General features: G+C 72.9%; 9 protein-coding genes. 1 reads left to right on the plus strand and 8 read right to left on the minus strand.

Annotated elements, in window-relative coordinates:
• Window positions 1-45: 45 nt before the first annotated feature.
• Window positions 46-1,116 (plus strand): zinc-dependent alcohol dehydrogenase family protein, encoded by a 1,071-nt coding sequence (locus CW362_RS06960; RefSeq protein ID WP_103548478.1) that lies wholly within the window; start codon window positions 46-48, stop codon window positions 1,114-1,116.
• 133 nt (window positions 1,117-1,249) lie between these two features.
• Here the strand turns inward: CW362_RS06960 and CW362_RS06965 are convergent, their stop codons facing one another.
• The 8 genes from CW362_RS06965 to CW362_RS07000 all read right to left on the minus strand — a co-directional run bounded on the left by CW362_RS06965 (window position 1,250) and on the right by CW362_RS07000 (window position 14,386).
• Window positions 1,250-2,821 (minus strand): oleate hydratase, encoded by a 1,572-nt coding sequence (locus CW362_RS06965; protein WP_103548479.1) that lies wholly within the window; start codon window positions 2,819-2,821, stop codon window positions 1,250-1,252.
• A gap of 105 nt (window positions 2,822-2,926) precedes the next feature.
• Window positions 2,927-3,313, minus strand: coding sequence for a hypothetical protein (locus tag CW362_RS06970; RefSeq protein WP_103548480.1), 387 nt, complete (start codon window positions 3,311-3,313; stop codon window positions 2,927-2,929).
• Window positions 3,314-3,362: 49 nt separating this feature from the next.
• Window positions 3,363-4,577 carry a globin domain-containing protein gene (locus tag CW362_RS06975; protein WP_103548481.1) on the minus strand — a complete coding sequence of 405 codons (1,215 nt, stop codon included), beginning with the start codon at window positions 4,575-4,577 and terminating at the stop codon, window positions 3,363-3,365.
• A 47-nt stretch (window positions 4,578-4,624) separates the two neighbouring features.
• Window positions 4,625-7,357 carry a bifunctional acetaldehyde-CoA/alcohol dehydrogenase gene (gene adhE, locus CW362_RS06980; protein ID WP_103548482.1) on the minus strand — a complete coding sequence of 911 codons (2,733 nt, stop codon included), beginning with the start codon at window positions 7,355-7,357 and terminating at the stop codon, window positions 4,625-4,627.
• A gap of 392 nt (window positions 7,358-7,749) precedes the next feature.
• Complete coding sequence (gene ppdK, locus CW362_RS06985) at window positions 7,750-10,434, minus strand: pyruvate, phosphate dikinase (protein WP_103548483.1); 2,685 nt, start codon at window positions 10,432-10,434, stop codon at window positions 7,750-7,752.
• Window positions 10,435-10,593: 159 nt separating this feature from the next.
• Window positions 10,594-10,911, minus strand: coding sequence for a DUF3040 domain-containing protein (locus CW362_RS06990; RefSeq protein ID WP_103548484.1), 318 nt, complete (start codon window positions 10,909-10,911; stop codon window positions 10,594-10,596).
• A gap of 84 nt (window positions 10,912-10,995) precedes the next feature.
• The gene (locus CW362_RS06995; RefSeq protein WP_103548524.1) at window positions 10,996-11,472 is read right to left on the minus strand and encodes an Asp23/Gls24 family envelope stress response protein; all 477 of its coding nucleotides are present in this window, start codon (window positions 11,470-11,472) and stop codon (window positions 10,996-10,998) included.
• A 142-nt stretch (window positions 11,473-11,614) separates the two neighbouring features.
• Entirely contained in the window at window positions 11,615-14,386 is a 2,772-nt protein-coding gene (locus CW362_RS07000) for a fumarate reductase/succinate dehydrogenase flavoprotein subunit (RefSeq protein ID WP_103548485.1), read from the minus strand.
• Window position 14,387 lies beyond the last annotated feature (1 nt).

A 14,387-nucleotide genomic window follows, 5' to 3' on the forward strand; every position in this document is an offset into this window, starting at 1 on the left:
CTCGAAGGCTCATCTCGTACCGGACAGGGGAGGGCGAGGGAAATCATGAAGGGCTACGTCTTCCACGGTCCCGGGCAGTCCGCCTGGGAGGATGTCCCGGACCCGGCGATCAAGGAACCCACCGACGCCGTCGTACGGGTCGATGCCGTCACCATCTGCGGCACGGATCTGCACATCCTCAAGGGTGACGTCCCCGAGGTGCGTCCGGGAACGGTCCTCGGCCACGAGGCGGTCGGCGAGATCATGGAGGCCGGCAGCGATGTGCGGACCGTGCGTCCCGGCGACCGGGTGCTCGTCTCCTGCATCACCTCCTGCGGCCGCTGCCGCTTCTGCCGGGAGGGCATGTACGGCCAGTGCCGGGGCGGCGGGGGCTGGATCCTCGGCCACCTGATCGACGGCACCCAGGCCGAGTACGTCCGCGTCCCCCACGCCGACCTCTCCGTGCACGCGCTGCCCGGAGCCGTGGAGAGCAGGGACGCCGTCCTGCTCGCGGACATCTTCCCGACGTCCTACGAGGTCGGCGTTCTCAACGGGCGCGTACGTCCGGGCGACACGGTCGCCGTCGTCGGCGCCGGACCCATCGGCCTGGCGGCGGTCGCCACGGCGCAGCTGTTCTCGCCCGAGCGGATCGTCGCCGTCGACCTCGCCGCGTCCCGGCTGGAGGCCGCCCGGCGGCTGGGCGCCGACGCCGTGGCCGACGCGGGCGAGGACCCGGAACAGCTGATCGCCGACCTCACCGACGGCCTCGGCGCGGACGTGGTCATCGAGGCGGTCGGGGTGCCGGAGAGCTTCGAACTGTGCACGCGCATGGTGCGGCCCGGCGGTCACGTCGCCAACATCGGCGTCCACGGCAGGCCCGCGACGCTGCACCTGGAAGACCTGTGGATCAAGAACGTGACCATCACCACCGGGCTGGTGGACACCCGCTCCACCCCCACCCTGCTCCGCATGACCGCCGCAGGCCGGCTGCCCACCGCGGAGCTGGTCACCCACACCTTCCCGCTGGAGCACATGGAGGAGGCCTACGACGTCTTCTCCCGGGCCGCCGACACCGGCGCCCTCAAGGTGGTGCTCGGCGCCCCGTCGCACGACGACCTCGCCGTTCCCGCGGCCTGACGGACGTGACGAGCCGGAGCGCGCGACGCCGTCCACCCGGGCGCCCCGGGACCGTGTGACCTTCTCACGGTGAGGACACCGAACGCCCCTCGGTCCGAGGGGCGTTCGGTGTCCTCACCGTGCGGGGGATCGTCTAGCGGCGGTGCATGGTCTCCAGGGCGGCCGCCAGTACGCGGGGGTCGTGGTGGCCCTTGTAGACCTCCGGCGGGTGCCTGTCCAGCTTCAGGAGCCGGGTCACCGCCGTCCAGGCGGTGCGCACCGAGTACTCGACGGTGAAGACCACGTCGTCGGGCACCTCGGCGAACTGCCCGATGAACGCGAGGTTGACCGACCCCTCCGGAACGACCCCGGGCCGGTCGTCGCGGCGGCGCGCCAGGAACTGGCTGGTGATGTACGGCATCACGCAGGGCACGACGGTGGAGGTGTCCAGGACCCGGGCGGCCGTGCGTTCGTCGAAGGGGAGGTGGTGCAGGACCTCCTCCAGGATCTCCCGGCCGGAGCACGCCGTCATCGGCTTGCGGACGTGGTCGCCTTCACGGCCGGGGAACAGGCCGTACCCCCACCAGACGGAGACGTCCTCGGGCTGGTCGCGGTAGACGGGCTGACGGTTGGCGACGATGGTGAGCAGCCAGTTCGAGTCCGTGAACGTCATGAGCCCGCCCCTGCCCGCGGGCCGGCCGCTGAACTCCTCCAGGGCTCCCAGGAAGGCGGGGTCCTTCGCGGTGACCGTGAACGACTCCCACCGGGACTCGTCGACGTGCTTGTCGAACGCGGCCGGGTCGCCGAAGTCGTCACGCCCGCGGGCCAGCCGGTGCCACAGCAGCCAGGCGTCCGAGCGGTGCGGGACCGGAGGCGGCGGCGAGGTGTGGGACCCGAGGCTGGAGGCGTCGGTCATCGAACCGTTGGTGACGAGGACGAGGTCGCCCGGGCCGACCGGGACCCTCTCCTCGTGGCCGTCGCGGTTCAGACGAAGGCCCGTGACCGTACCGCTGCGCAGGCCGGGGGTGAAGTCGAGGTCCGTGACCCGGCAGCCCGTGTGGAGGCTGACACCGCGCTCGCGCAGCCACGCGGTCAGCGGCCGCACGATCGAGTCGTACTGGTTGTACCGGGTCCGGTGGATGCCCGACATGGACGCGAACCCGGGGAAGAGGTGGATGAACCGCTTCAGGTAACGGCGGAACTCGATCGCGCTGTGCCAGGGCTGGAAGGCGAACGTGGTGCACCACATGAACCAGAAGGTGGTGGTGAAGAAGTGTTCGCCGAAACAGTCGGTGATCCGCTTGCCGTCCAGGCGCCCCTCGGGCGTCGACAGGCAACGGACCAGCTCCAGCCGGTCGTACTCGGAGAAGCCCATCGACGTGGTGTCGACGATCTTCCCGTCGCCGTCGACGAGCCTCGCCATGTCGTCCCAGCCGAACTCCTCGTACCCGGCGAGGATCTCCTCCGTCACGGAGACGGCGGGGTCGTCGAGCGTGGGGATGCCGGAGAGGAGGTCGTACGTGCAGCGGAACTCGGCCTCGAACATCCGCCCGCCGCGCATCGTGTAGCCCGCCTCGGGCGTGCCGCCGGCGTCCAGGCTGCCGCCGAGGGCGCGCTGTTCCTCGAAGAGATGGATGTCGCTCCCCTCGAAGCCGCCGTCGCGGATCAGGAACGCGGCCGCGGCCAGCGCCGCGATCCCACCGCCCACCAGGTAAGCCTTCGCCATCACAACTCCCGGTCGTCGTGTCGCACATCAAGGGGCCGTTCTTCACCGCGTTCCGGTGGACAGCGGGCCCGGCCGGCGCGTGGGCGCCGGCCGGGCCCGCGCTCCTCACGGACTCACGCCGTCCCGGAGTTCCCCGCCGCGCCACGGCGGGGCCGTCGTGCCGCGGCCGTCGTCCCAGTAGTGGGCGGCCTTGTCCGTCTGGCGGCGCAGCCGGTCCTGGAGCCGGTCGACGAGTTCCGTGCCCGTCGCCTCCTCGGCCACCGCGACGACCTGGCGGCGCCCGACGCGCACGTCGGCCGTGGCCGCCCAGGGGTGGCCGGCGTGGTGGGCCGCCGCCCGGGTGATGCGTACCTCGCCGGTGACGGCGGGCAGTCCCGGCCGGGCGAGGACGGCGTCGATCTTCGTACGGGCGTACGCCAGGGTGGCTTCGTCCACGGCGCCGTCGGAGCGCAGCCGGACCAGCGGGGTCCGCCGGGTGCTGTCGGTGGTCACGGGGTCCTTCTTTCGGAGGCGGAAGGGCGGAAGGGAGGAAGGGAGGGGGTCAGGCCGCGGTACCGGGCAGCCACAGGTCGGGGCCGAAGACCTCGTAGCGGATGCGGCGCGGGGAGACACCGGCGGCCAGCAGCTGTCCGCGCACGTCGCGCATGAAGGGGAGGGGGCCGCACAGGAACACCGTGGCCCCGTCGGGGATCTCGGTGTCGTCCAGGTCCATGAGCCCGGTCCGCGCCTCCGGCTCCTCCGGTCCCGGGTGCTCGTACCAGAAGACGGACCGGGCGTCCGGCAGCCGTCCCACGAGCGCCTGCGTCTCGGCGCGCAGGGCGTGGTCGGCGGGGGAGCGGTCGGCGTGCAGGACCAGGACGGGCCGGGTCGGTCCGAGGGCCGCGAGGTGGGCCAGGATGCCGGTCATCGGGGTGCAGCCGATGCCCGCCGAGACCAGGACGACCGGGGTGGTGGCATCGGCCGGGCCGTCGAGGAAGACGTCGCCGAACGGCGCGGACAGCGACAACTCGTCGCCCTCCCGCAGGGTTTCGTGCAGGAGGGTGGAGACCTCGCCGTCCGGCCCCCCGCCCTCGCCCGTGGCCCGCTTCACGGTGATCCGCCGCAGCTCACCGCCCGGATCCGAGGACAGGGTGTACTGGCGCAACTGGTGCACCCCGTCGGGCATGCGCACCCGGACGCTCACGTACTGGCCGGCGCGGGCCCGCGGTGCCGGCTCGCCGTCCGCCGGGCGCAGCAGGAAGGACACGGCGTCGGAGGTCTCCGGGCGCCGTTCGACGACCGTCCACGGCCGCCAGATCACACCGGGCCGTACCCCCGCGTCCTGGTACAGGAGGGCCTCCCGGCTGATCAGGGCGCCGGCCATCAGCCAGTAGACCTCGTCCCAGGCGGCCGCGACCTCCGGGGTGACCGCCGCCCCGAGGACGTCCGCGATCGCGCCGAACAGGTACTTGTGGACGATCGTGTACTGGTCGTCGGTGACGCCGACGGCGGCGTGCTTGTGGGCGATCCGCGACAGCAGCGCGTCGGGCCGTTCGTCGGGGTTCTCCAGCAGTGCCGTGGCGAATCCGGCGATCGAGCCGGCCAGCGCGCGGCGCTGGGCTCCGCTGGCCTGGTTGCCGCGGTTGAACATCCCGTCGAGCAGTTCGGGCCGTTCGCGGAACATGGTCGCGTAGAAGCGGGTGGTGATCTCGTCGAGCGCCCCGGCCACGGCGGGCAGGGTGGCCCGTACGAGGGCTGCGGACTCCGCGGACAGCATGGAACCTCCAGAGAAGGGTGGTGTGAGGGGGAGGGACGGGGACTCGGTCAGACGGAGGAAGCGGCGGCGGCACCGTCGTGCGCGGCGCGGCCGTAGTAGGCCGTGCGCATGAGCTCCCGCATGTCGTCGAGCATCGGCATCCGGGGGTTGGCGGGCGCGCACTGGTCCTCGTAGGCGTTCAGGGCCTGTTGGGGCAGCGCGTCGAGGAAGGCGTGCTCGTCGACGCCGAGGGCCTGGAACGTCGGCTCGATGCCGACCCGGTCCCGGAGCCGTTCCACCGCCGCCGCGAGGGACTCGACGCCCTCGGCCGGGGTGGCGGCGGGCAGACCGAGGGCGCGCGCGATGTCCTGGAAGCGTTCGGGGGCCTGGTAGTTCTCGTACTTGGGCCAGCCGGTGAGCTTCGTCGGGACGGTGCCGTTGTAGCGGATGACGTGCGGCAGCAGTACGGCGTTGGTGCGGCCGTGCGCGACGTGGAAGGTGGCGCCCAGGGTGTGGGACATGGCGTGGACGATGCCGAGGAAGGCGTTGCCGAAGGCCATGCCGGCGATGGTGCCCGCGTTGTGCATCTTCTCCCGCGCCCGCTCGCTCGCCGCGCGGTCGTTGACCGCGGCCTCGATGTTCTCGAAGATCAGCCGGATCGCGTGCAGGGCGAGACCGTCGGTGAAGTCGTTGGCGTAGACCGAGACATAGGCCTCGATGGCGTGGGTGAGGGCGTCGAACCCGCTGTCGGCGGCCAGGGTTCGCGGCAGACCGGTGGTGAGCAGCGGGTCGACGATCGCCACGCTGGGGGTGAGCGCGTAGTCGGCCAGCGGGTACTTCTTGCCGGTCGCGGAGTCGGAGATGACGGCGAACGGCGTCACCTCGGCCCCGGTGCCCGAGGTCGTCGGGACGCACACGAGCCGCGCGAGCTTTCCGAGGACCGGGAAGCGGAAGGCGCGCTTGCGGATGTCGGAGAACTTGTGCCGCATGTCGGCGAAGTCGACGTCCTTGCCCTCGGCCTGCTGCTCGTACAGCAGCCACATCACCTTGGCCGCGTCCATGGGGGAGCCGCCGCCGAGGGCGATGATGGTGTCCGGGCGGAAGTCGCCCATGAGCCGGGCGCCGCGCCGCACGGAGTCGATGGTGGGCTCGGGTTCGACGTTGTCGATGACCTGGACGGTGACCGGCTCCCGGCGCCGGCGCAGGACGTTCTGGATCCGGTCGACGAGGCCGAGACGGGTCATCGTCGCGTCGGTGACGACCGTGACGCGGTGGACGTCCGGCATCGAGGCGAGGTAGCGGATGGACTGGGGCTCGAAGTAGATCTTGGGCGGCACCTTGAACCACTGGAGGTTGTTGCGGCGCACCGACACCCGCTTGATGTTGAGCAGTTGGGCGGCCGAGACGTTGTTGGACACCGAGGTGCTGCCCCACGAGCCGCAGCCCAGGGTCAGCGAGGGCAGCAGACTGTTGTAGATGCCGCCGATGGCGCCCTGCGAGGACGGGGCGTTGACGATGATCCGTACGGTCTTCATGCGGCGGCCGTACGCCTCGGCGAGTTCGGGATCACCGGTGTGGATGACGGCGCTGTGGCCCTGGCCGTGGAAGGCGACCATGTCGGCGGCCAGATCGAAGCCCTGTTCCGCCGAGCCGGCCCGCAGGACGGCGAGGACCGGGCAGAGCTTCTCGCGGGTCAGCGGCTCCTGCGGGCCGACCCCGTCGGCCTCGACCAGGATCAGTGAGGTGTCCTTCGGCACCGAGAACCCGGCCTGCTCGGCGATCCAGGCCGGACTCCGGCCGACGGCCGCGGAGTTGACCTTGGGCTCGCACCCCGCGCCCGCCGTGCCGGCGGGGAACAGGTACGCCTCCAGCTTCGCCTTCTCCTCGGCGGTGGCCAGATGGGCGTGCAGGGTGCGGAACTCGGCGAGGACCGCGTCACGGACCTCCTCGTCCAGGATGACGGCCTGCTCGGAGGCACAGATCATGCCGTTGTCGAACGACTTGGACAGCACCAGGTCGTTGACCGCGCGGCGCACGTCGGCGCTGCGGTGGACGTAGGCGGGAACATTGCCCGCGCCCACCCCCAGGGCGGGCTTGCCGGCCGAATAGGCGGCCCTGACCATGGCGTTGCCGCCGGTGGCGAGGATCAGGGAGACGCCGGGATGACGCATCAGGGCGCCGGTCGCCTCGACGGACGGCGTCTCGATCCACTGCACGCAGTGCTCGGGCGCCCCCGCGGCGACCGCCGCGTCACGGACGATCCGCGCGGCCTGCGCGCTGCAGCGCTGGGCGGAGGGGTGGAAGGCGAACACGACCGGGTTGCGGGTCTTCAGCGCCATGAGCGCCTTGAAGATCGTGGTGGAGGTCGGGTTGGTGACGGGGGTGACCGCGCACACCACCCCGACGGGCTCGGCCACCTCGGTCATGTCGTCGATGTCGTCCCGGGCGACGACGCCCACGGTCTTCATCGGACCCATGCTGTGCGTGACGTACTCGCAGGCGAACATGTTCTTGGCGGCCTTGTCCTCGAAGACGCCGCGGCCGGTCTCCTCCACCGCGAGCGCCGCCAGGGAGGTGTGCTGGTCCAGCGCCGCGACCGAGGCCTTCTTCACGATGTGGTCGACCTGCTCCTGGTCCAGCGACTCGTACGCGGTGAGCGCCTTGAGGGCGTTCTCCACCAGGCGGTCCACCGCGAGGGCGATGTCGGACGGAGCGCCCGCGCGCCGGGCCGGCACGCCCGCGATCGGGGACGGCACGCCTGCGGGGTCGGTGGTCGCGGTGCGGTCGTCGTGGCGGGTCATGGGAGCGGGCCTCCGTGGTCGGTGAGGGACGCAACGCGGGTGGGGCGCTGGGGCGGGAGCGGTTCCGCGGGGCCGCGGGCCGTTCCTGCCGTACCCACAGCGTCTCCCGCCGGGTGCGTCCGTGATCAGGTCCCGTCGGGTCCCCGCCGGGGGGCCGATCGGCCCTGAAGTACGGGGCCGGGTCAGCCCGTTGACGACGCGCGCCCCGACCGTGGGCCCGGCCGCCCGGCCGCCTGCCCGCTCGCTCCGGTCCGCGTACGGCGTCGTACGCGAACGCCGTCCGCCGGGGGCCGGACGGCCTCACGGGCCGTCACCTCACCGTCGACCCTGGGTCGATGACCGTGTGCGTACGGCCCGGGTCCCCGGACCCGGGCCGTACGCGTCCTCCCCTTTCACCTGCTGTCGCTCGCCCCCGTCCCGGAGAGCGCGGCACGCCCGGCCTCCAGACGCGCGACGGGGACGCGGAACGGCGAGCAGGACACGTAGTCCAGTCCCGCCGCGTGGAAGAAGTGCACGGACTCGGGGTCCCCGCCGTGCTCACCGCAGACGCCGATCTTCAGGTCGGGACGCGTGGCGCGGCCCTCGTCCACCGCGATGCGGACCAGCCGGCCCACCCCGTCGCGGTCGAGGCTCTCGAACGGCGAGGTGGCGAAGATGCCCTTGTCGAGGTAGGCGGAGAAGAACTCCGCCTCGACGTCGTCGCGGGAGAAGCCCCAGGTGGTCTGGGTGAGGTCGTTGGTGCCGAAGGAGAAGAACTCCGCCTCCTCCGCGATGCGTCCGGCCGTGAGCGCGGCCCGCGGGAGCTCGATCATGGTGCCGACCGGGAGCCGTACGGGGACACCGGACTCCTGGGACACCTCGGCCAGGACGCGTTCCACCTCGGCCCGTTCGATGCGCAGTTCCTCGACGGCGCCCACCAGCGGCACCATGATCTCGGCCTTCGGCCGGCCGCCGGCCCGCGTCCGCTCGACGACCGCCTCGGCGATCGCGCGGACCTGCATGGCGACCAGCCCCGGGACGACCAGTCCCAGGCGTACGCCCCGCAGCCCGAGCATGGGGTTCTCCTCGTGCATGCGGCTCACCGCGCCGAGCAGATCGGTGTCGTGCGGGTCCGGCCGTTCGCCCCGGGCCTCGACGGCGGCGATCCGCACGGCGAGTTCCGTGTGGTCGGGCAGGAACTCGTGCAGGGGCGGGTCGATGAGCCGGATGGTGACCGGCAGACCGTCCATCGCCTCCAGGATGCCGCCGAAGTCCTGCCGCTGGAGGGGCAGCAGCGCGCCGAGGGCCCTCTCGCGCTCGGTCTCGTCACGCGCCAGGATCATCGCCTCGACCAGCTTGCGGCGCTCGCCGAGGAACATGTGCTCGGTGCGGCACAGGCCCACGCCCTGCGCGCCGAACCGCCGGGCGCGCGCCGCGTCCTCGGGGGTGTCGGCGTTCGCCCGCACCTCGAGGCGCCGGGCGCCGTCGGCCCGCTCCATGACGCCGGCGACGGCCCCGACCAGCGCGTCGGACCGCTCGCCCGTCTCGAAGTACCGCATCACCGCGGAGTCGACCAGCGGAGCGGCGCCCAGGTACACGGCACCCTCCGAACCGTCGACGGAGACGACCGTGCCCTCCTCGACGACGGTGGTCCCCACGGTGAACCGGCGCGCCCCGGTGTCCACCGTGATCTCCTCGGCCCCGCACACGCACACCCTGCCCATGCCCCGGGCGACGACGGCCGCGTGGCTGGTCTTCCCGCCGCGGCTGGTCAGCACCGCCTGCGCGGCGATCATGCCGGGCAGATCGTCCGGGGTGGTCTCCTGGCGCACCAGGACGACCTTCTCGCCCGCCGCGGACCGGCGGACCGCCTCGGCCGAATCGAACACCGCGGCGCCCACGGCCGCGCCCGGGGAGGCCGGCAGACCGTGGGCGAGGGCCTCGCCGACGGCCGAGGTGTCGAAGCGGGGGAACATCAGCCGGGCGAGGCCCTCCCCGCTGACCCGGGCCAGACCCTCGTCGGGGGTGATCAGACCCTCGTCGGCCAGCTCCGTGGCGATGGCGAACGCGGCCTCGGCGGTGCGCTTGCCGACCCGGGTCTGCAACATCCACAGCCGGCCGCGCTCGATCGTGAACTCGATGTCGCACAGGTCCCGGTAGTGCGTCTCCAGCGTGCTCATGTGGGAGCGGAGCTGTTCGTAGGACACCGGGTCCAGCTCCGCGAGGGCCGTCAGCGGGACGGTGTTGCGGATGCCCGCCACGACGTCCTCGCCCTGCGCGTTCGCCAGGTAGTCGCCGTACAGGCCGGGCCGCCCCGTGGACGGGTCCCGGGTGAAGGCGACGCCGCTGCCGGAATCGGCGCCGAGGTTGCCGAAGACCATGGTCTGCACGTTGACCGCGGTGCCCAGGTCGTCGGGGATGTGCTCGCGGTGGCGGTAGATCCGGGCACGCTCGCCGTTCCAGGACTCGAACACGGCGAGCACCGCCCGGCGCAGCTGCTCGGCCGGGGACTGCGGGAAGTACTCACCGGTCTCCTGGCGGACGAGGTTCCGGTACGCCTCGACGAGACCGGCCAGGTCCTCCGCCGTCAGGTCCAGGTCGCTCGCGGCGCCCCGCGCCCGCTTCAGGTCGTCCAGGACGCCTTCGAAGAGGGAGCCGTCGACGCCCATGACCGTGCTGCCGAACATCTGCACCAGACGGCGGTAGGAGTCCCAGGCGAAGCGCTCGTTGCCGGAGACCTTGGCCAGGCCGAGGACGGACTCGTCGTTGAGGCCGACGTCGAGGATCGTCTCCATCATGCCGGGCATGGAGAAGCGTGCCCCGGAGCGCACGGACAGCAGCAGGGGGTCGTCCGGCTGCCCCAGCCGCCGCCCGGCCGCCTCCTCCAGGGTCGTCAGGTGGTCGGAGACCTCCCGGATCAGACCGTCCGGCTCGGCCCCGGTGGTGAGGAAGGCCCGGCAGGCGTCCGTGGTCACGGTGAATCCCGGCGGGACCGGCAGCCCCAGCCGGGTCATCTCGGCGAGGTTGGCTCCCTTGCCGCCGAGCAGGCCGGCCAGGTCGCGGCCGCCTTCTGCGAAGTCGTACACGTAACGGACCATGACGCCGGTCTCCTCTGACGGGTTGCGGACTGGGCCGGGTCTCCAGCCTCCGACCCGTACGGGCGGACGGGCAGGTGCTGTCGGGCCCCTTCACGGGGCCGGTCGGCCCACCGGGGCGGCCGGGACCTCCCCTTGCCGGTCCCGGAGGCCGCGAGACGGTCAGAACCACGGGGTGAAGGGGCCCGTGGTTCTGATCCAGCGGCCCAGCAACCTGATGATCTGCAGCACGGTCAGCGGCCACATGACCGCGAAGCACCAGAGGAGAGCGGGCTCCGACGTGCGGATGCCGACCACCGCGAGGACCACCGAGCACACCAGCATCAGTGCCACCGTGAGGGGCAGTCGGCGCCCGCCGGACGGGCGGCTCGGCACCGGCGCGGGGTCGTGGTCCTGCCGCAGTCCCTCCTCGATCTCCGCGAGCGCGGCACGTTCGCGCGCTGTGAGACGGACGCCGTCCGTCCGGTCGCTGTCGTCCACGGCGACGCACCTCCTGAGGGTTCTTCCACGGCGGCCGGTGGACGCGGGCCTCCGGCGTCGGGGCGGCGGGTCACGTCAGGCGGGTCACGTCACACGCGGGCCGTCCCGCGGCTCCTCGTCCGGCTCGTCCGGCAGGCGGACGTCGCCGACGACGACGTTCACCTCCACGACCTCCAGGCCGGTCATGCGCTCGACGGCGGTGACCACGGCGACGCGCAGGTCCGCGACCACGTCGGTGATGGGGTACCCGTACTCGACGACGACGTCGAGATCCACCGCGGTCTGCCGTTCGCCGACCTCGACGCTCACACCGCGGGTCTGACCGGGGCGCCCGGCGGGCACCCGGTCGCGGACGGACCCGAGGGCCCGGGTCATGCCGAGGCCGAGGCCGTGGACGCCGGGCACCTCGCGCGCGGACGCCGCCGCGATCTTGGCCACCACGCCGTCGGCGATGGTGGTCCGTCCCTTGCCGCCCGGATCACCGGTGCCGGAGCCCCGGATCCCCGTGGCCCCGCCCGTCTCGTTCCTCGTGGTCCCGGAGCGGGTTGTCAGGTCCGTCATCAGGACCTCCTCGGTCTTGCGTGCGGACACCTCGCGTGGCTGGAGGGGGACGGTCGGCCGCTGCCCCCTCCAGCCATCGTCACACGAACGGCTCAATTCGTGCGATCCGGGACAAGGGGGCATCGTTCGAATCGGGGTGCCGTCACAGGGCTCGCGCCGCGTAGGCCCGTACGTCGGCGTCCGGGTCCGTGGTCGCCAGGGCCAGGGCCGCGCGGGCCTCCTCGCCGCCCCGGTGCCGGGCCAGCGCCAGCACGGCGGCCTTGCGCACGTCGGCGTTCGGGTCGGCCAGGGCCTTGGCGAGGGCGGGCACGGCCGGGCCCGGGTCCGCGGCCGCCAGGGCGGTCGCGGAGCCCGCCCGGACCTGCCAGGCGGGGTCGGCCAGGGCGGCCACCGCCCGGGCGGCCAGCGGCGCCGGGCAGCCGGTGGCGCCCAGTGCCTCGTAGGCGGCCGCGCGCACCAGCGCGTCCGGATCGTCGACGAGTACGGCCAGGGTCGCGCGGGCCGTGCCCGGCCGGGAGTCCGCCCGCCCCGCGTCGCCGGGCCGCGCGGCGGTGGTGCCCAGCGACCTGGCGATCGTCACCCGGACCTCGCGGGACGGGTCCGAGGCCGCGCGGGCCACCTCGGCGGTGGCGTCGACGGACACGAGTGCCCGCACGGCCTCGATGCGCACGGCGATGCTGGAGTCCGACAGGGAGTCCCCGAACAGGTCGGCGTCACCGAGGCGCAGGGCGCGCAGGACGTCCAGTGCCGCGGCCCGTACGACGGGGTCGTTCCCGGACAGCCCCGCGGTGAGGCCGTCGCGCAGGGCCTGCTCGGCCGGGAGGGTTTCGACGAGTTCGCGCAACGAGCCGGCCGCGGCCTCGCGCACCGAGGGGTCGGCGTCGGCGAGTGCCCCGGCGAGGGCGGGTCCGGCACCGGGTGGCACGGTCTCCGTCAGGACGGTGACGGCCGTCCGGCGGACGACGGGATCGGGGTCGGCCAAGTAGGGGACGACAGCCACGAGTTCGGGCTCCTCCTCCGCGAGCGCGAGGAGCTGGAGCAGGCGCGGAGTGGCGGGAGCGGCGGCCGCGGCACCGGGACGGACGGCCGGGGCGGGCCGGGGCGACAGCGCCACCGGCGCGGCTTCCCGGGCTCCCGCCGTCGCCACCTGCTGCGCGTGGACCTCCCCGAGGGGGCGGGAGGGGCCCCCGGCCGGGGTGAACCCCTCCACCGGGACGAGATAGGGAGCCACGGGGCGGGCCGTGAACTCCATCGTGCCGGAAGGCGACTTGTACAGGTCCAGATGGTGGAACCAGGACGTGTCGTCGCGCTCCGGGTGGTCGAGACGGTCGTGGTAGAGGCCCCAGCGCGACTCCGTACGGGCCAGGGACGCCCGCGCGGCCATCTCCGCGCAGTCGCGGATGAAGGTGACCTCGGCGCAGCGCATCAGTTCGTGCGGGGTGCGGGCGCCCATCGCGGCGACGTCGGCGCGCATCCGCTCGAACGCCTCCAGGGCGAGGGACAGCCGGGCGCCGGACTTCGGCGGGGCCACGTAGTCGTTCACGAAGCGGCGCAGCTTGTACTCGACCTGGGGCTGCGGCGGGCCGTCCGGGTTGCGGTAGGGGCGGTAGACCAGCTCGTGCGCCTCGCGCAGCTGGTCCGGCGGCAGTTCGCCCTCGTACGCCGTGTACCGGGCCGCGTCCGCGCCCGCCAGGTCGCCGAACACGAAGGCGCCGATCATGTAGTTGTGCGGTACGCAGGCCAGGTCACCGGCCGCGTACAGGCGCGGGACGGTCGTTCGGGCGTGGTCGTCCACCCGCACCCCCGAGGCCGAGTGGCCGCCGCACAGACCGATCTCGGAGATGTGCATCTCGATGTCGTGCGTGCGGTAGTCGTGGCCGCGGCCGGAGTGGAACGTGCCCCGGGTCGGGCGCTCGGTCGAGTGCAGGATCGACTCCAGGGCCGCGACCGACTCCTCCGGGAGGTGGCTCAGCTTCAGGTACACCGGACCGCGGTCGGAGGCCACCTCGGCGGCGAACTCGGCCATCATCTGCCCGGACCAGTAGTCGGAGTCGACGAACCGCTCCCCGTGCCGGTTGACCTGGTAGCCGCCGAAGGGGTTCGCCACGTAGGCGCAGGCCGGACCGTTGTAGTCCTTGATCAGCGGATTGATCTGGAAGCACTCGATACCGGTGAGCTCGGCGCCCGCGTGGTACGCCATCGCGTAGCCGTCGCCCGCGTTGGTCGGGTTCTCGTACGTGCCGTACAGATAGCCGGAGGCGGGCAGGCCGAGTCGGCCGCAGGCGCCGGTCGCCAGGATCACGGCACCGGCGCGGACCGTCACGAACCGCCCGGTGCGGGTGTTGAACCCGGCCGCGCCCACGGCCCGCCCGTGGGCCGTCAGGACGCGCACCGGCATGACCCGGTTCTCGATCCGGATCCGTTCGCGCATCTCACGCCGTCGCAGCTGCCGGTACAGGACCTTCTTGACGTCCTTGCCCTCCGGCATGGGCAGCACGTAGGAGCCCGAGCGGTGCACCTGGCGGACCGCGTACTCGCCGTGCTCGTCCTTCTCGAACTTCACCCCGTACGACTCCAGGCGCCGCACCATGGCGAAACCCCGGGTGGCGGTCTGGCGGACGGTGGACTGGTCGACGATGCCGTCGTTGGCCCTGGTGATCTCGGCCACGTAGTCGTCGGGCTCGGCGCGGCCGGGGACGACCGCGTTGTTGACGCCGTCCATGCCCATGGCGAGTGCGCCGGAGTGCCGGACGTGGGCCTTCTCCAGCAGGATCACCCGCGCGCCGTGCTCGGCGGCCGTCAGCGCCGCCATCGTGCCGGCGGTGCCGCCGCCGATCACGAGGACGTCGCACGCGAGTTCCTCGGCGTCGGCGAGGGCGGGAACGACGGGCGGGGTGTTCACGGGAGTGGTCACC

This window comes from Streptomyces populi (genome assembly GCF_002911015.1).
In the GTDB taxonomy this organism is placed as follows: Bacteria; Actinomycetota; Actinomycetes; order Streptomycetales; family Streptomycetaceae; genus Streptomyces; species Streptomyces populi.

Excerpts from the sequence above, each read along its gene's own strand:
- CW362_RS06960 (WP_103548478.1), top strand. The coding sequence starts at position 46 with ATGAAGGGCTACGTCTTCCACGGTCCCGGGCAGTCCGCCTGGGAGGAT.
- CW362_RS06965 (WP_103548479.1), bottom strand. The coding sequence starts at position 2,821 with ATGGCGAAGGCTTACCTGGTGGGCGGTGGGATCGCGGCGCTGGCCGCG.
- CW362_RS06975 (WP_103548481.1), bottom strand. The coding sequence starts at position 4,577 with ATGCTGTCCGCGGAGTCCGCAGCCCTCGTACGGGCCACCCTGCCCGCC.
- adhE (WP_103548482.1), bottom strand. The coding sequence starts at position 7,357 with ATGACCCGCCACGACGACCGCACCGCGACCACCGACCCCGCAGGCGTG.
- ppdK (WP_103548483.1), bottom strand. The coding sequence starts at position 10,434 with ATGGTCCGTTACGTGTACGACTTCGCAGAAGGCGGCCGCGACCTGGCC.
- CW362_RS06995 (WP_103548524.1), bottom strand. The coding sequence starts at position 11,472 with ATGACGGACCTGACAACCCGCTCCGGGACCACGAGGAACGAGACGGGC.